Annotated in this window: 14 protein-coding genes; 7 read left to right on the forward strand and 7 right to left on the reverse strand. The window is 72.8% G+C overall.

Features of this window, described 5'->3' with window-relative positions; genetic code table 11:
- Positions 1 to 40: 40 nt before the first annotated feature.
- The 7 genes from hemB to hemE all read right to left on the reverse strand — a co-directional run bounded on the left by hemB (position 41) and on the right by hemE (position 7,467).
- Positions 41 to 1,021 carry a porphobilinogen synthase gene (hemB, locus tag H9I38_RS03315; protein WP_226337273.1) on the reverse strand — a complete coding sequence of 327 codons (981 nt, stop codon included), beginning with the start codon at positions 1,019 to 1,021 and terminating at the stop codon, positions 41 to 43.
- Positions 1,018 to 1,860 (reverse strand): uroporphyrinogen-III synthase, encoded by an 843-nt coding sequence (locus H9I38_RS03320; RefSeq protein WP_226337275.1) that lies wholly within the window; start codon positions 1,858 to 1,860, stop codon positions 1,018 to 1,020. Before H9I38_RS03320 ends, hemB begins: the two co-directional genes overlap by 4 nt.
- Before the next feature lies 1 nt (position 1,861).
- A complete protein-coding gene (hemC, locus tag H9I38_RS03325) occupies positions 1,862 to 2,893 on the reverse strand; it encodes a hydroxymethylbilane synthase (RefSeq protein WP_226337277.1) in 1,032 nt (343 codons plus the stop codon).
- A 4-nt stretch (positions 2,894 to 2,897) separates the two neighbouring features.
- Positions 2,898 to 4,115: a ferrochelatase gene (locus H9I38_RS03330; protein WP_226337278.1), complete on the reverse strand. Its 1,218-nt coding sequence runs from the start codon at positions 4,113 to 4,115 to the stop codon at positions 2,898 to 2,900.
- A complete protein-coding gene (hemQ, locus tag H9I38_RS03335; RefSeq protein WP_226337280.1) occupies positions 4,112 to 4,786 on the reverse strand; it encodes a hydrogen peroxide-dependent heme synthase in 675 nt (224 codons plus the stop codon). Before hemQ ends, H9I38_RS03330 begins: the two co-directional genes overlap by 4 nt.
- 72 nt (positions 4,787 to 4,858) lie before the next feature.
- Positions 4,859 to 6,421: a protoporphyrinogen/coproporphyrinogen oxidase gene (locus tag H9I38_RS03340; RefSeq protein WP_226337281.1), complete on the reverse strand. Its 1,563-nt coding sequence runs from the start codon at positions 6,419 to 6,421 to the stop codon at positions 4,859 to 4,861.
- Positions 6,418 to 7,467, reverse strand: a complete 1,050-nt coding sequence (gene hemE, locus H9I38_RS03345; RefSeq protein ID WP_226337282.1) for a uroporphyrinogen decarboxylase — start codon at positions 7,465 to 7,467, stop codon at positions 6,418 to 6,420. Before hemE ends, H9I38_RS03340 begins: the two co-directional genes overlap by 4 nt.
- A gap of 198 nt (positions 7,468 to 7,665) precedes the next feature.
- On the opposite strand from hemE, the gene H9I38_RS03350 reads away from it, so the two are divergent.
- From H9I38_RS03350 to nhaA, 7 genes are all read left to right on the forward strand, one after another.
- Positions 7,666 to 9,018: a glutamyl-tRNA reductase gene (locus H9I38_RS03350; protein ID WP_226337283.1), complete on the forward strand. Its 1,353-nt coding sequence runs from the start codon at positions 7,666 to 7,668 to the stop codon at positions 9,016 to 9,018.
- 42 nt (positions 9,019 to 9,060) lie between these two features.
- A complete protein-coding gene (locus H9I38_RS10920; protein WP_226337284.1) occupies positions 9,061 to 9,696 on the forward strand; it encodes a TetR/AcrR family transcriptional regulator in 636 nt (211 codons plus the stop codon).
- Positions 9,697 to 9,706: 10 nt separating this feature from the next.
- A complete protein-coding gene (locus H9I38_RS03360) occupies positions 9,707 to 9,931 on the forward strand; it encodes a DUF3107 domain-containing protein (protein WP_226337285.1) in 225 nt (74 codons plus the stop codon).
- A gap of 50 nt (positions 9,932 to 9,981) precedes the next feature.
- A complete protein-coding gene (locus H9I38_RS03365; protein ID WP_226337286.1) occupies positions 9,982 to 11,475 on the forward strand; it encodes an RNB domain-containing ribonuclease in 1,494 nt (497 codons plus the stop codon).
- Between the two features lie 239 nt (positions 11,476 to 11,714).
- Complete coding sequence (locus tag H9I38_RS03370; protein ID WP_226337287.1) at positions 11,715 to 13,454, forward strand: DEAD/DEAH box helicase; 1,740 nt, start codon at positions 11,715 to 11,717, stop codon at positions 13,452 to 13,454.
- 81 nt (positions 13,455 to 13,535) lie between these two features.
- Positions 13,536 to 14,390: a DNA-methyltransferase gene (locus tag H9I38_RS03375; RefSeq protein WP_226337288.1), complete on the forward strand. Its 855-nt coding sequence runs from the start codon at positions 13,536 to 13,538 to the stop codon at positions 14,388 to 14,390.
- A 100-nt stretch (positions 14,391 to 14,490) separates the two neighbouring features.
- Positions 14,491 to 15,879, forward strand: a complete 1,389-nt coding sequence (gene nhaA, locus H9I38_RS03380) for a Na+/H+ antiporter NhaA (RefSeq protein ID WP_226337296.1) — start codon at positions 14,491 to 14,493, stop codon at positions 15,877 to 15,879.
- Positions 15,880 to 16,005: the final 126 nt, after the last annotated feature.

The following is a 16,005-nucleotide window of genomic DNA, read 5'->3' on the forward strand; positions in this document are numbered from 1 at the left end:
CCGCGCGGGCCGGGGCGGTCGGGTCGGGACGGCTCAGGCCTCAGGCCTCGCGGATCCAGCGGGCCGCGTCCACGGCCCAGTAGGTGAGAATGCTCGTGGCGCCGGCCCGCGTGATGGACGTGAGGGCCTCGAGGATGCTCGTCTTCCGGTCGATCCATCCGCGCTCCGCGGCGGCCTCGATCATCGCGTACTCGCCGGAGATCTGGTAGGCGCCGACGGGAACCGAGCTGAACTCGGCCACGTCCGCGAGGACGTCCAGGTTGGTCATGGCGGGCTTGACCATGACCATGTCCGCGCCCTCGGCGATGTCCGCCTCCACCTCGGAGAGGGCCTCGCGCCGGTTGCGGGGATCCATCTGATAGGTGCGGCGGTCGCCCTTGAGCTGGGAGTTCACGGCCTCCCGGAAGGGACCGTAGAAGGCGGAGGCGTACTTGGCGGAGTACGCGAAGAGCCCGGTCGCGGTGTGTCCGGTCTCCTCGAGGGCCTGGCGGATGACGGCGATCTCCCCGTCCATCTTGCCGCTCGGGCCGAGCATGTGGGCGCCGGCCTCGGCCTGCGCCACGGCCATCTGCGCGTAGATTTCGAGCGTCCTGTCGTTGTCCACGACGCCGTCGTCCGTGAGCACGCCGCAGTGCCCGTGGTCCGTGAACTCGTCGAGGCAGACGTCCGACATCACGACGAGCTCGTCGCCGACCTCGGCGCGGACGTCCGCGATGGCCACGTTGAGAATGCCCTCCGGGTCCACAGCGCCGGTGCCCTCGGCGTCATGCTTCTCCGGGACGCCGAACAGCATGATGCCGCCCACTCCGGCCTCGACGGCCTCGCGCGCGGCCCGCTTGAGCGAGTCCCGCGAGTGCTGCTGCACGCCGGGCATCGAGCCGATCGGCTTCGGCTCGGACAGTCCCTCCCGCACGAACGCGGGAAGGATGAGCGCTCCCGCGGAGAGCCTCGTCTCGGCGACGAGCGACCGCATCGCCGGGCTCTGGCGCAGACGGCGCAGGCGCTGGGCGGGGAATGTCATGGACGGTCCTTCCGTGTGTGGATCTCGGTCAGTCTCTCGGCCACGCCCTGCGGGCTCGGCTCGGCTGCCACCGCGGCGGCCCGTCTCCCGAGGCGCTCGAGCTCTGCGGCCGTGCTGGGGCCGATGGCGACGACGGGCGGCAGCCGGTCCCCGAAGAGGTCCGCAAGGCGCCGCGCCGTGGACGGGCTCATGGCGACGGCGGCCGCCCACTCCAGCCTACGCGCCTCGTCCGGGGCGAGGACCTCGGCGTCGGACTCCTCCCGCGGGCCGCGGAGAGCCGCCTCGAGCCGGCGCTCCGCAGGGGCGGGTGCCTCGACCGTGCGGTAGGCCTCGATGACCGTGACCTCCCATCCGAGCTCCGCGAGCCCGGACCGCAGCTCGTCCGAGGCGAGGTCCGCCTGGGCGAGCACGGCGAGACCGGGAACGCCTCCCCTCCTGCGGTCCTCGCGCAGCGCCTCGACGAGACCGGCCGCGTTCATGGCCCCGCTCGGAACGAGGTCGACGCGCACGCCCTCGGCCTCGAGCGCCCGTGCGCTCGCGCTTCCCACGGCGGCCACGGTGCAGGATTCCGGCGCCTCCGCGAGCTCCTCGAGGATGCCGGCCTGCGCGAACGCGCGCACCGTCGTCACCGAGGTCACCGTGAGCAGAGACCGCTCCGCGCTTCGGAGCATCCGAGGGATCCGCTCGAGCGCCTCGGGCTCGCGCGAGACCTCGAAGTCGATGAGGGGCACGAGCACCGGCTCCGCTCCAGCCTCTCTCAGGGTCCGCACCCAGCGGGCAGAGCGGTCCCGGGACCGCGGCAGGAGCACGCGGCCGAGGCGGCAGGAGGGCAGTGTCACGTCAGAGCAGGTCCCCGGCTCCGCGTTCGAGCAGGCTCTCGGCGACGACGGCGCCCAGCTCCCGCGCCGCCTCGACCGCGTCCTCCTCGGGGACGCTGAGCGTGGCGCCCGCGGCGAAAACCTCGGTGCCGTCCGGGCGTGCGGCCCGGGCGTTGAGCGTGAGCTGCCCGTCCTCGAGCTCGGCCAGGGCGCCGATCGGCGCGGAGCAGCCCGCCTCCAGGACCGCGAGCAGCGAGCGCTCCGCGGTGACGGCAAGCCGCGTCGGCTCGTCGTCGTACTCCGCGAGCGCGGGAAGCAGCGCCTCCGTCCTCGCGTCAGGGTGCTCCTGCGGATCGCGGATCTCGACGGCGAGCGCGCCCTGCCCCGGCGCGGGAAGCATGAGCTGCGGGTCGATGAGCTCGGTGATGTACTCCTCGCGGCCGAGTCGGCGGAGGCCGGCGGCGGCGAGGACGACGGCGTCGAGGTCGCCCGACTTGCCCGCGGACATGTGCGCGTTGCCTGCGTCGCGGACGGTGACGCCCTTGACGCGGGAGAGCCGGGTGTCCACGTTGCCGCGGATCGGCTCGACCCTGAGGTCCGGCCGCAGCGCGAGCAGCTGGGCCGCGCGCCGCGGGGATCCCGTGCCCACGGATGCGCCCTCGGGGAGCGACTCGAGGGTCAGTCCGTCCCTGGCGCACAGGGCGTCACGCACGTCCTCGCGGGCCGGAACGGCCGCAATCCGGAATCCCGGCTCCTGAACGGTCGGCAGGTCCTTGAGCGAGTGGACGGCCACCTCGGCCCGTCCGTCCGCGAGCGCCTGCCTCACCGCCGAGACGAAGACTCCCGTGCCGCCGATCTGCGCCAGCGGCGTGGTGACCACGTCCCCCTCGGTCTTGACGAGGGAGAGCTCGCCCGGCTGTCCGGAGATGCGGGAGAGCTCGTCCAGGACGAGACCGGACTGGGTCTTGGCGAGGGCGCTCCCCCGCGTGGCGACCCTGAACGGACGCGGAGACTGCGACGGATCCGCCGACTCCGACTGGGGCTCGGTGCTCATGCGGTCACGCTCCCTGCGCCGCGCCGACCTCGGAGTCCACGGCGGCCACCGTCGGGCGGCAGGTTCCGTCCCGCATCACCTTGACGCAGCAGCCTGCGGGGCAGACGTCCGGCCAGGGCCCGCCCTCGGCGGCGGAGGCGCGCTCGGGCTTGGAGCCCGGGTTCGCCTGGTGGCGCTCCTCGATGAGGTCCACGAGGCCCGAGACGAACGCAGGGTGTGTGCCCGGCGTGGGCGTCCGCCGCGAGACGATGCCGAGCTCGCGGCACGTGTCCGTCGCCTCGGTGTCGAGGTCCCACTTGACCTCCATGTGGTCGCTCACGAAGCCGAGCGGGATGAGGACGACTCCGTCCACCTCGCCCTTCAGCTCCTGGAGAGCGTCGTTGACGTCCGGCTCGAGCCACGGGATGTGCGGGGCGCCCGAGCGCGACTGGTAGACGAGCGAGTGCGGGATCCCCTCGGCCTCCGGCACCCGCTCGAGGACGGACCGGGCCACCGCGAGGTGCTGGGCCGTGTAGAGGTTCCCGCCCTCGTGCTCCTCCCCCTCCGGCAGGCGGGGCCCTGCGGCGTCCGCGTCCGTCATGGGGATCGAGTGCGTGCAGAAGAGCAGACGGAGGCGGGGCTCAGTCACGCCGCGCTCCGCGAGCTCTGCCTTCACCTCGGCGAGGCCCTCGCGGAGGCCCTCGGCGAACGCCTCGACGAAGCCGGGGTGGTCGAAGTACTGCCGGACCTTGTCCACGGTCAGCCGCCCCTCGAGCCCCCGGTCCCGCAGCGCCATGCCGTAGTCCTCGCGGTACTGGCGGCAGCTCGAGTAGCCGGAGTAGGCGCTCGTGGAGAACGCGAGCACGCGGCGGTGCCCGTCCTCGACGATCTGCTCCAGCGTGTCGGGCGTGTAGGGCTCCCAGTTGCGGTTGCCCCAGTAGAGCGGCAGGTCGATGCCCCGGCGCTCGAGCTCGGCCTCGACGGCAGCCTTGAGGGCCCGGTTCTGGGCGTTGATGGGGCTCACGCCGCCGTTCGCGCGGTAGTGCGTGGCCACCTCCTCGAGGCGCTCGTCCGGGATGCCCCGCCCGCGGGTCACGTTGCGCAGGAACGGGATGACGTCCTCCTGGCCCTCGGGGCCGCCGAAGGAGGCGAGCAGCAGCGCGTCATACCGCTTGGGCTCCATGACGCCGTCCTCGCCGACTCCCTCGAGCGCGCTCACGGTCTGAGCGGCCTCTCGGCTCATCGAAGCACCTCGGCGATCTCGGAGGAGGGGATGCGGCGGCCGGTGTAGAACGGGATCTCCTCGCGCACGTGCAGGCGGGCCTCGGTGGCGCGGAGGTGGCGCATGAGGTCAACGAGGTCGTGCAGCTCCGGCGCCTCGAGGCCGAGGATCCACTCCCAGTCCCCGAGGGCGAAGGACGCCACGGTGTTCGAGATGACCTGCGGGTACTCGCGGCCCTTGAGGCCGTGGTCCCGGAGCATGGCGCCGCGCTCCTTCTCGTCCAGGATGTACCACTCGTAGGAGCGGACGAACGGGTAGACGCAGACCCACGTGCTCGGCTCCACCCCGCGGGAGAAGGCCGGCGAGTGGGACTTGGCGAACTCGGCCTCGCGGTGGACGCCCATCGCGGAGAACACGATCTCGGTCTGGGCGAAGAGCTCGAGGCGGCGGAAGGACCGGATGGCGGCCTGCAGCTTCTCCGGCTGCGAGCCGTGGACCCACACCATGATGTCCGCGTCCGCCCGCATGGCGGAGACGTCGTACACCCCGCGCAGCGTCACGCCCTCGCCCGCCAGCCGCTCCACGAGCGAGTCGAACTCCTCGTGTCCGCCCGAGGGCGAGCCCGTGCGCTTGAACACCGTCCACAGGGTGTAGAACATGGTCTCTTTGCCTGACTCGTGCTGTTCGCTCATGGCGTCTGCGCGCTGCCTTTCCGGGTGGTGCCGATCTGCTTTTCTACGCCGCGTAGAAGTCCGACCAGCCTATCAAGGCCGGTCCTCGAGAGAGCGTCCGACGACGGCCGCAAGGCCCGTCCCCGCGAACCACGCGCCCGCGAGGGCCACCCCCTCGAGCCGGGGATCCGCCGTCCATCGTGCCACGCTTTCCTGGAATGATTCTCGGTGCCCGCTCTGGGCGAACGGCGCGGTGTTCCTGTGGGAGGCCAGGCCTGTGCCCTCGAGGTCCTCTGCGCTCAGCTCGACGCCGAGCAGCGCCGAGGCGTCGGCGAGGGCCCGCTCCGCCAAGCGCTCGCTCGGCGCGCCCACCGCACCCGGGCCGATTCCGGCCTCCGGAGCTCCGATCTGCGCCAGGTCCGCGGCGTTGAAGCTCAAGCGCACCGCCTCCCGTCCTCCGGCCTCGGCGCGGAGCCAGGGCCACTTGGAGGTCGAGTGGGTGAGAGCCTTCGCGAGGCTGCGGGGCGCGCCCTCCGACCCGATTCCGCGGGCCGCCGGCGAGACGAGCACGCCGTTTCCGCGCGGGCCCGAGGCCAGAGCCGAAGCCGAGGCCGTGCCCGCCGCGAAGCAGAGGGTGACGAGGACCACGACCCCGCCTTCCGCCGTGCCGCTTCCCGCCTCCTCGGTGATGCCCGGCGCGAGCGACTCCAGGAGCGGCTGCCCCGCGCCCGCCGGCACCGCGAGCACGAGCGAGCGGGCCCGCACGTCGCGCCGCTCGCGCCCCTCGGGACCCTGCACCTCGGCGGTGACCGTCAGCGAGCCGTCCCCGTTCCGCGCCAGCCCCGTGGCGCGCGCGCCCGTCACGAGGCTCGCCCCGGCCTCCCGGGCCTGCGCCTCGAGCTCGACGGCGATCGCCCCGACGCCTCCCCGCACCCCGGCCACGGCGGCGCCGGCCGGCGACGACGCGCGCAGCGCCGCCACCGCGCCTGCGAGGCTTCCGCGCCGCTCCAGCTCCGGGATGAGCCCCGGATGGACCACGGCTGCGTCGATCTCGTCCGGGTGGGTCGAGTACACCCCGGTCACCACAGGCGCCACGAGCCGCTCCAACACCGCGTCCCCCATGCGGTCCCGCACGAGCGCCCCCAGCGTCATGTCCCGGGCGGGCGTCCCGGCGGGCCGGGCGTCCCTCTCGGCCGCGCGCTCGGCCTCGACCTCCCCGAGGAAGGCCCGTACGTCCGGCGCAGCGAGGTCCCCGGGAATGCCGAGGAGGCTGAGCGCGGGCGAGGGCGCCGCGGAAAGCTGCTCCCCTTCAACCCCGACGATCCACGAGCCGGCATCGGAGACCGCCTCCACGCGATCCGCCATGCCGAGCTCCTCGAGCAGGCGCGGCACCGCGGGACTGCGCGTGGCGAAGGACTCCGCGCCCCGCTCGAGCAGGAGCCCCTCGAGCCGGCCGCCGTCGGGCGCCGCCAGGGGCATGAGGCCTACTGCGCCTCCGAAGCGCTCCGAGGCCTCGAGGAGCAGGACGCTCTCGCCGCGGAGGGCGGCGCGCCGCGCCGCGATGAGCCCGGCGACGCCTCCGCCGAGGACGACGACGTCCCACTCGCCGCCGAAGGGGTCAGCCGGCCGCCCCGGCCTCAGAGCCTCGGTGCTCACGGCTCGGCGGGGTACTCGATCGAGTGGACGAGCTCGACCACTCGGGTGAGCACGTCCGGGTCCGTGTCCGCCGGGACGCCGTGGCCCAGGTTGACCACGTGCCCGGGAGCCTCCGCGCCCTCGCGCACCACCTGGCGCACGTGGGCCTCGAGGACCTCCCGCGGGGCCTTGAGGAGGGCTGGGTCGATGTTGCCCTGGAGGGGCACCGCGCCGCCGAGGCGCCGGTTCGCCTCGGAGAGCGAGAGGCGGTAGTCCACGCCGACGGCGTCGGCGCCCGCCTCCTTCATGGCCCCGAGCAGCTCGCTCGTGCCCGTGCCGAAGTGGATGAGCGGCTTGCCGAGGCCGCTCACCGCGGAGAAGACGGCGGCGGACGCGGGCTGCACATGGCGGCGGTAGTCCTCGAGCCCGAGCGAGCCCGCCCAGGAGTCGAAGAGCTGCCCGGCGCTCGCCCCCGCCTCGAGCTGCGCCTTGAGGAAGCGGCCGCTGGCCCGGGCCGTCCACTCGCAGAGGGCCCGCCAGGCGCCGGGATCCGCGTGCATCATGGTGCGCGGGCCGAGGTGGTCCCGGCTCGGCCTGCCCTCCACCATGTAGGCGGCCAGGGTGAACGGCGCGCCCGCGAAGCCGATGAGGGGCTTCTCCCCGAGCTGCTCCACCGTCAGCCGGACCGCCTCGCGGATCGGCTCGAGCGCCCCGTCCTCGAGCTCCGGCAGCGCGTCGATGTCCGCCGCAGTGCGGATCGGAGCGCCCAGCACCGGGCCCACCCCCGGCTTGATGTCCACGTCCACGCCCGCGAGCTTGAGCGGAACCACGATGTCCGAGAAGAAGATGCCCGCGTCCACGTCATGCCGGCGCACGGGCTGCAGGGTGATCTCCGCCGCGAGCTCCGGCATGAGGCAGGACTCCAGCATCCCGGTCCCCTCGCGCGCTGCACGGTACTCCGGCAGGGAGCGTCCCGCCTGGCGCATGAACCAGACGGGGCGCCGCGATCCTCGCCGCCCGGTGAGCTCTCGGATGAGGGACGATTCGCTGGCCTCGCGCGCGTTCATGGGAATGCCGTGGCTCCTCTTCGGTGGTCTCAGGGCGGTGTTCACTGGGGCGTCTGCCCTGCGGGCCATCCTATCGAGGCGCCCCGGGAGTTCGCCGGGAGGCCGCCGGAGGGCGACGACGGTCGCCGAGCCGGCCCGGACAGGCCAGGCGAGCCTTCCTCGAGACGGGCCCCGACCGCGCGTAGACTGTCCACCGCTGTGGTTTACCTGTCACTTGTCGCAACGCACGCAGACCTCGACCTCGAGCGCATCGGCCGCATGAGCGCCGCCGCCTCGCAGGTCTCCTCGGCGACGGCGGATTCCCCGCTCGCCCGCGGCGTCGTCGTCCTTGCGACGTGCAACCGCTTCGAGATCTACACCGAGCTCGAGTCTGCGCAGGACGCGGAGGCCGTGCGCTCCGACCTCGTCACCGTCATCGCGGAGGCCTCCGGTCTCCCCGAGCGCGTGGTGGCCTCCTCACTCACCACACTTGTCGGCGACGACGTGCCGCGCCACCTCTTCGCCGTGGGCGCCGGGCTCCACTCCGCCGTCGTGGGCGAGCGCGAGATCGCGGGCCAGGTCCGGCGGTCCCTCGTCAGCGCGCAGACGGAGGGCACCGCCACGGGCGGGCTCAGCCGCCTCTTCCAGTCGGCCACGAAGACGGCCAAGCAGGTCGGCTCCCGCACGGACCTCGGGGCCCAGGGCAAGTCGATCGTCTCCGTGGGGCTGGACCTCGTGGAGAGCGTCATGGACCCGGATGCGCCGTTCTCCTCCTCGTCCGTCGTCGTCTTCGGCACGGGCGCCTACGCGGGCGCCACGATGGCCCTGCTCCGGGACCGGGGCGTGACGGACGTCAGCGTCTACTCCCAGTCCGGCCGCGCGCCGGAGTTCACCGCTCAGCGCGGCGGGCGGGCCCTCGACGCGGACTCGCTCCCCGAGGCCCTCGCGCACGCCGACCTCGTCATCGGCTGCTCGGGCGGAGACCGCCGCGTCAGCGCCGAAGAGCTGAGCGCCGCCCGCCCCGAGGGCAAGGACCTCTACGTCGTGGACCTCGCCCTGACGCACGACTTCGAGCCGAACGTCGCAGACCTCCCGGGCGTCGAGCTTCTCACGCTCGAGTCCATCCGCCAGGCGGCCCCCGCCGAGGCGGCCTCGGCGCTGGAGGCCGCACGGGAGATCGTGACCCGCGCCTCCGAGGACTTCATCGCGGATCGGACGGCGCGGCAGGTCGACTCGGCCGTCGTCGCCCTCCGCCGGCACACCCTCTCCGTGCTGGACCGCGAGCTGGAGAAGGTGAGGGCGCAGCACGGCTGCACCGCCGCCGCCGAGGAGGTGGAGTTCGCCCTGCGCCGCATGGTGCGCCAGCTCCTCCACGTGCCCACCGTGCGCGGCCGCGAGCTCGCCTCGCAGGGGCGCGCTGACGAGTACGTCGCGGGGCTCGACGCCCTCTACGGGCTGGCCCCGGAGGCCTCCCGGCGCGAGTCCGCTCCGGGCGAGGCCGGCACGGCGCCGCACGCCCAGCCCGGCGAGGGCCAGGACGACGGCGAGTGCCCCGTGAGCCGCTCCGCCTGACGCTCCTCACGCGGGAGCAAGGAGTCGGGTACGGTCGAAGGCGTGACTCAGATCCCCGAGAACCCCCAACGACCCCGCGCCAAGAGGGTCCCCCGCTCCGTCCGCCGGACGCAGCTCCTCGCCGCGGCGCACCGAGTCTTCGTGGAGCACGGCTACCACGGCTCCTCCATGGACCAGATCGCCGAGGAGGCCGAGGTCTCCAAGCCCGTGGTGTACCAGCACTTCCCGAGCAAGGACGAGCTGTACGAGGCGCTCCTCGAGCAGCACCTCGGCACGCTGTGGTCGATGATGCGCACGGCCCTCGACTCCACCGAGGACAACCGCGAGCGCATCCGCAACGCGATCCGCGCCTACTTCACCTTCACCGAGACCGAGCGCCGGGCGTACCGCCTCGTCTTCGAGTCGGACGTGCTGACCGTGCCGGCCATCGCCCAGCGGCTCGAGGACTTCAACCGCCGGCTCGCCCTCGCGATCGCCGACTGCATCGCGCGGGACGCGGACGTCAGCGCGCCGGAGGCCGAGCTGCTCGGCCGAGCCGTCGGGGGCTCCGCCCAGATCGCGGCGCGAGCCTGGGCCGCCCAGCCGGAGAGCGAGCGCCTCGGCGTCGAGGAGGCCGTGGAGCTGCTCGCCAACCTCCTGTGGCGGGGCATTTCGCGATTCCCTCCGCGAGCGCAATAGGATCGAGGGCATGGACATCAAGATCGGTATGGAGAACGTCAGCCGCGAGGTCTCGATCGACGCGGCCCTGGAGACCGAGCAGGTCCTCGAGCTCGTGAACAAGGCCATCGAGGAGGGGACCACGCTTCAGCTCAAGGACCGCAAGGGACAGCAGGTCCTCGTCCCGGGGTCCAAGATCGCCTACGTCGAGATCGGCCAGGACGCCTCGCGCCCGGTCGGGTTCGGCGCCCTCTAGCCAGCCAGTCGGCGGGCGCGGCCCGTCCGGCGCCGCAGACGGGAGCAGTCATGCCCTTTCCCCGCATCCGCCCGCTTCCCCGCCCCGAGGAGGGCGCGGGCTCCGTCGAGGAGCTCCGCGCCCTCCTCGCGGCGCTTCCAGCCGAGTTCGAGGTCCCGGAGGAGTTCCCGTCCGAGGCCCTCGATGAGGCGGCCCGGGCGATCGCCGAGCACGCGTCCGGCCGGGGCGCGCCCGACTGGGACGCCCGGGACCTTCCCTTCGTCACCGTGGATCCCGCCTCCTCCACGGACCTGGACCAGGCCGTGTGCCTCAACCGCTCGGAGACGGGCTACCGGGTCTTCTACGCCATCGCGGACGTCCCCTCCTTCGCAGAGCTCGGCGGAGCGCTGGACGCGGCCACGCGGGAGCGGGGCCAGACCGTCTACCTGCCGGACCGCCGCATCGGCCTCCACCCGGACGAGATCGCCGAGGACGCGGGCTCCCTCCTGCCGGAGCAGGACCGCTGGGCGTACGTCTTCGCCTTCGAGCTGGACGCCGAGGCGAGCGTGCTCACCACGGGCCTGCGCCGCGCCGTCGTCCGCTCTCGCGCGAAGCTCTCCTACACAGGCGTCCAGGAGGACCTGGACTCGGACCGGCCGTCCGAGTTCGCCTCGCTCCTCGCGGAGATCGGCGCCAAGCGCATCGAGCTGGAGCGCCGCCGCGGCGGGGCCAGCCTCAATCTGCCGGAGCAGGAGGTCTCGCTGGACGAGGACGGGCGTCTGAGGCTCGAGAGCCGCGCCCCGCTGCCGGTCGAGGACTACAACGCGCAGATCTCCCTCATGACGGGCATGGAGACGGCCCGGATCTTCCTCGAGCACAACACGGGCCTGCTGCGCGTCATGCCCGCCCCGGACGAGGAGGCGCTCGCCGAGTTCCGGCGCGCGGCCTCGGCACTCGGCACCCCGTGGCCCGAGGGGCAGCCGTATGGCGAGTTCCTCCGGAGCCTGGACACCGAGGACCCGCGGCAGCTGGCGATCATGCACGCTGCGGGGCGCCTGTTCCGGGGCGCCGGCTACGTGGCCCTCCCCTCGGAGGGCGCGTCAGACGAAGACCTCGTCCAGGCGGCTCTCGGCGCGAGCTACACGCACACCACCGCGCCGCTGCGCAGGCTCGTGGACCGCTTCGTCCTCATGACCGCGGAACTCCTCAGCGCGGGCCGGCCGCTGCCCCGCGAGCTCGCGGAGGCGCTGCCGCTGCTGCCGGAGCTCATGAAGGCCTCGGACCGCAAGGCCGGCTCCCTGGAGCGGGCGGCCGTGGACCTCGTCGAGGCGGCGACCCTCCAGTCCCGTGTCGGCGAGGAGTTCCGGGCCGCGGTGACGAGCACGGAGCACGGCAAGGCGCAGATCGCCCTCGAGGACCCGGCGGTGGTGGCGAGGGTGGCCACCCAGGCCGCGGCCGGGGACATCATCCGCGTCCGCCTCACCGGCGTGGACCTCGCCGCGAGGAGGCTGCAGTTCGAGGACACGGGGTCCTCCCCGGTATCAGGCGGCTCCGCTGTAGACTGACAAGGCACATGTACCGCGTGATGCCCGGTTGCACAGTCGTTGATCCGAACACCACCGTTCACTCCGCGGGCCGGCTCTCCGCCCGCCCGCGCGGCGGCCTCTCGGCCGCGATCTCTACAGTGCTCGAGGCGGCAGCGCCCGGAGGACTCCTCCGCCGGCCGGCCGCCCTGTTCCCCGCAATCGGCTTCACCGCCCGCGAGCCCGGCCGTGCCGGCTCGCCGACCAGGAAATGGTGACCCATGACTGACACCGCCCAGATCGCTCACAGCGAGAGCGTTCCCGAGGAGCTCGCCGGCGCCGCCGCCGAGACCGTCGCCGCCGAAGGCGTGAAGAAGGAGGTCAAGGAGACCTTCGCCGACTTCGGCGTCCGCCCGGACATCGTCGAGTCCCTCGCCGACGCGGGCATCCTCCACCCCTTCCCCATCCAGGCGATGACGCTGCAGGTCGCCATCAGCGGCAGCGACATCATCGGCCAGGCCAAGACCGGCACGGGCAAGACCCTCGGCTTCGGCATCCCCGTCCTCCAGCGCGTCATCGGCCGCGAGGACGAGGGGTATGACGCCCTCCCCTCGCCGGGCGCGCCGCAGGCGCTCGTCGTCGCGCCGACCCGCGAGCTCGCGGTCCAGGTGTCCGAGGACCTCTCGACCGCCTCGAAGAAGCGCAACGTCCGCATCGCCACCATCTACGGCGGCCGCGCCTACGAACCGCAGATCGAGCAGCTCGCCCAGGGCGTCGAGGTCGTCGTCGGCACCCCCGGCCGCATCATCGACCTCTACCGCCAGCGGCACCTCAACCTGAAGAGCGTCCGGATCGTGGTGCTCGACGAGGCGGACGAGATGCTGGACCTCGGCTTCCTCCCGGACGTCGAGACCCTGCTCGCGGCCGTGCCCGAGGTCCGCCAGACGATGCTCTTCTCCGCGACCATGCCCGGCCCGGTGGTCAGCATGGCCCGCCGCTACATGAGCCGCCCCACCCACATCCGGGCGACGGATCCCGACGACGACGGCTCCATCACCAAGAAGGACATCCGCCAGGTGGTCTACCGGGCGCACTCGCTCAACAAGGACGAGGTCGTGGCCCGCATCCTCCAGGCGAGGGGCCGGGGACGCGCCGTCATCTTCACCAAGACGAAGCGCTCCGCCGCGAAGCTCGCCGACGAGCTCATGGACCGCGGGTTCGCCGCGGCGCCCCTCCACGGCGATCTCGGCCAGGGCGCCCGCGAGCAGGCCCTGCGCGCGTTCCGCAACGGGAAGGTGGACGTCCTCGTCGCCACGGACGTCGCGGCCCGGGGCATCGACGTCGACGACGTCTCCCACGTCATCAACTTCCAGTGCCCGGAGGACGAGAAGACCTATCTGCACCGCATCGGCCGCACGGGCCGTGCGGGCAACAAGGGCACCGCGGTCACGCTCGTGGACTGGGAGGACCTGCACCGCTGGCAGATGATCAACCGCATGCTCGAGCTGGACTTCCACGAGCCCGCGGAGACCTATTCCAGCTCCAAGCACCTCTTCGAGGACCTCGACATCCCCGAGGGCACCAAGGGGCGCCTCCCCCGGCACAAGCGCACGCTCGAGGGGCTCGACGCCGAGCACCTCGAGGACCTCGGCGGCCCCGGCTCCCGCGAGGAGCGCGGCGGCCGCGGGGGCCGCGGGGGACGCTCCGGCGGCCGAGGAGGCCAGAGCGGCTCTCGGGAAGGCGGACGCGGCGAGTCCCGCGACGGCGGACGGGGCGGCTCCCGCGAGGGCGGACGCTCCCGTTCCCGGCGCGGAGGACGCTCCGGCGGCCGCGGCGGCGCCTCCCCCGAGTCGTCCCAGCAGGCCGAGTCCTCGCAGCAGGCGGGCTCTTCCCAGGCGGCCGGGGCGGGACAGTCCTCCACGGCCGCCGGCGAGTCGAAGCCGAAGCGCACCCGCCAGCGCCGTCGCCGCCGCACCGGCGGAGGCGGCCAGGGCGCCCAGGGCTCGAGCTCCGCGGAGTAGCGCCTGAGCCAGAGCATCAGCCCGGCTGAGGTTCTCGGCGCGGACGGCCCGGACTGGGTCGTCCACGCCGAGAACCTCGAGGTGCTGCCTCTGCTTCCCGACGGCGCCTTCACCGTCGTCTACGCCGATCCGCCGTTCAACACCGGCCGCTCCCAGACGCGCGCCGAGACGAGCATGCGGGCGCATCCCCTCGGCGAGGGGGACCGCATGGGCTTCCGGGGGCAGTCCTTCACGACGGTCGCGGGGCGCCTGCGCTCCTACGACGACGTCTTCGGCGACTACTGGGACTTCCTCTTCCCCCGCCTCGAGCACGCCTGGAGCCTCCTGGCCGACGACGGCACGCTCTACCTCCACCTCGACTACCGCGAGGTGCACTACGCCAAGGTGATGCTGGACATCGTCTTCGGCCGCGAGTGCTTCCTCAACGAGATCATCTGGTCCTACGACTACGGCGCCAAGACGAAGCGCCGCTGGCCCAGCAAGCACGACACGATCCTCGTCTACGTGAAGAACCCGGCCCGCTACCACTTCGACGCCTCCGAGGTGGACCGCGAGCCCTACATGGCCCCGGGCCTCGTCACGCCCGCGAAAATCAAGAAGGGCAAGCTGCCCACGGACGTCTGGTGGCACACCATCGTCTCCCCCACGGGCAAGGAGAAGACCGGGTATCCGACCCAGAAGCCGCGCGGCCTCATCCGGCGCATGGTGACGGCGTCCTCCCGGCCGGGCGACTGGGTCCTCGACTTCTTCGCCGGCTCCGGCACCACCGGGGACGTGGCTCGAGCCCTCGGCCGGCGGTTCATGCTCGTCGACTCCAACGAGCAGGCCGTCGAGGTCATGGCGGCCCGGCTCGGCGCCTCCCGAGAGCCGGGAAGCGCCGTCCGTCTCGTGGACGGGCCGGACCTGTTCGGACCGCCCTCGGAGGCCCCTCTGTAGAATGGTGTGAAGGTGAGCCGGGAAGTCTGGTCGGCATGTGAACTGTCCCCTGCCCATTTGTCCCCGCAGAAGCGATCCCATTCTGATCGAGGTTTTCCGCATGGCTCCTGAGAACACCCCGCCCGCTCACCCGTCCCCGTCTGAAGGCACCCCGTCTGAGGGTTTCCCGTCTGAAGGCTTCCCTGCCGAGTCCGCCCCCGCCGAGGCGTCGCAGAAGAAGCACCCCGTCGTCTTCGGGCCCGGCTCGCCCACAGAGACGCTCCGCATCGGAGACGTCCTGCGCGCCGAGACCACGTCCGGCATTCTGCTCATCATCGCGGCCGTCGTCGCGCTCGTCTGGTCCAACTCCCCCTGGGGAGACAAGTACACGGCGGTGAGGGACTTCCACTTCGGCCCCGAGGCGCTGCACCTGAACCTCAGCGTGGGCCACTGGACGGCAGACGGCCTGCTGGCGGTCTTCTTCTTCCTCGTCGGCCTCGAGCTGAAGCGCGAGATGGTGGCGGGCGATCTCCGCTCCCCGAGCAAGGCGCTCGTCCCGGTCGCGGCAGCCGTCGGCGGGGTCGTCGTGCCGGCCCTGATCTACCTGGCCATCAACGCCTCGGACCCCGAGGCGGTCCACGGCTGGGCCATTCCCACGGCCACGGACATCGCCTTCGCCGTGGCTGTGCTCGCGCTCGTGGGCAAGGGGCTCCCCAACGCCCTGCGGCTCTTCCTGCTCACGCTGGCCGTGGTGGACGACCTCATCGCGATCGTCATCATCGCCGTCGCCTACACCTCTGACCTGAACTTCGGGGCGCTTCTCCTGGCGCTCATCCCGATCGGCCTCTTCGCCTTCCTCGTGCACCGCCGGCCGGACCTCTTCGGGCACCGCCGCCGCTACGCCTGGATCTTCCTGTTGCCGCTGGCGGTCGCCGCGTGGGCGCTCGTGCACGCCTCGGGCATCCACGCGACGATCGCCGGTGTCGTCCTCGGCCTCATCGTGCCCGTCACGGGCCGGTTCGAGGTGGAGCTCGCCGAGATCCTCGAGCACCGCTTCCGGCCGCTCTCGGTGGGCCTCGCCGTCCCGCTCTTCGCGCTCTTCTCCGCCGGCGTGGACGTAGGCGGCTTCGACGGTCTCGCCTCCGCGGCCACAGACAAGGTGGCCCTCGGCGTGGCGCTCGCGCTCGTCCTCGGCAAGCCCATCGGCATCACGCTCACCACATGGCTCGTCACCAAGTTCACCTCGGCCACGGTGGACAAGGCCGTTCGCTGGGTGGACATCATCGGCATCGCGGGCCTCGCGGGCATCGGCTTCACGGTCTCGCTGCTCGTCACCGAGCTCTCGTTCCCGGCCACCGCCGCAGCGCACGACGACGCCAAGGTCGCCGTCCTCTCCGCCTCCACGTTCGCGGCCGTCGCCTTCGGGCTGTTCCTTCTCTGGCGCAGCCGCTGGCACATGCGCCATGACACCGCGCAGGCGAACTCGAGCGAGGCCTCAGGCACCGCCTGAACCGGCCTTCCGCCTGCCCCTGCGCCCTGTCCGATCGCCCGGTGCGAGCGGCTCCCCGGATCTCGGGCTGCCCGGCTGTCCGGCTGTCCGGCTGTCCGGCTGTCCGGCTGTCCGGCTGTCCGGCTG

Source organism: Arthrobacter sp. UM1 (genome assembly GCF_020483305.1).
Lineage (GTDB): Bacteria > Actinomycetota > Actinomycetes > Actinomycetales > Micrococcaceae > Falsarthrobacter.

Coding starts and splice junctions, on each gene's coding strand:
- hemB (WP_226337273.1), bottom strand. CDS start 1,021: ATGACATTCCCCGCCCAGCGCCTGCGCCGTCTGCGCCAGAGCCCGGCG.
- hemC (WP_226337277.1), bottom strand. CDS start 2,893: ATGAGCACCGAGCCCCAGTCGGAGTCGGCGGATCCGTCGCAGTCTCCG.
- H9I38_RS03330 (WP_226337278.1), bottom strand. CDS start 4,115: ATGAGCCGAGAGGCCGCTCAGACCGTGAGCGCGCTCGAGGGAGTCGGC.
- hemQ (WP_226337280.1), bottom strand. CDS start 4,786: ATGAGCGAACAGCACGAGTCAGGCAAAGAGACCATGTTCTACACCCTG.
- hemE (WP_226337282.1), bottom strand. CDS start 7,467: ATGAACGCGCGCGAGGCCAGCGAATCGTCCCTCATCCGAGAGCTCACC.
- H9I38_RS03360 (WP_226337285.1), top strand. CDS start 9,707: ATGGACATCAAGATCGGTATGGAGAACGTCAGCCGCGAGGTCTCGATC.
- H9I38_RS03365 (WP_226337286.1), top strand. CDS start 9,982: ATGCCCTTTCCCCGCATCCGCCCGCTTCCCCGCCCCGAGGAGGGCGCG.
- H9I38_RS03370 (WP_226337287.1), top strand. CDS start 11,715: ATGACTGACACCGCCCAGATCGCTCACAGCGAGAGCGTTCCCGAGGAG.
- nhaA (WP_226337296.1), top strand. CDS start 14,491: ATGGCTCCTGAGAACACCCCGCCCGCTCACCCGTCCCCGTCTGAAGGC.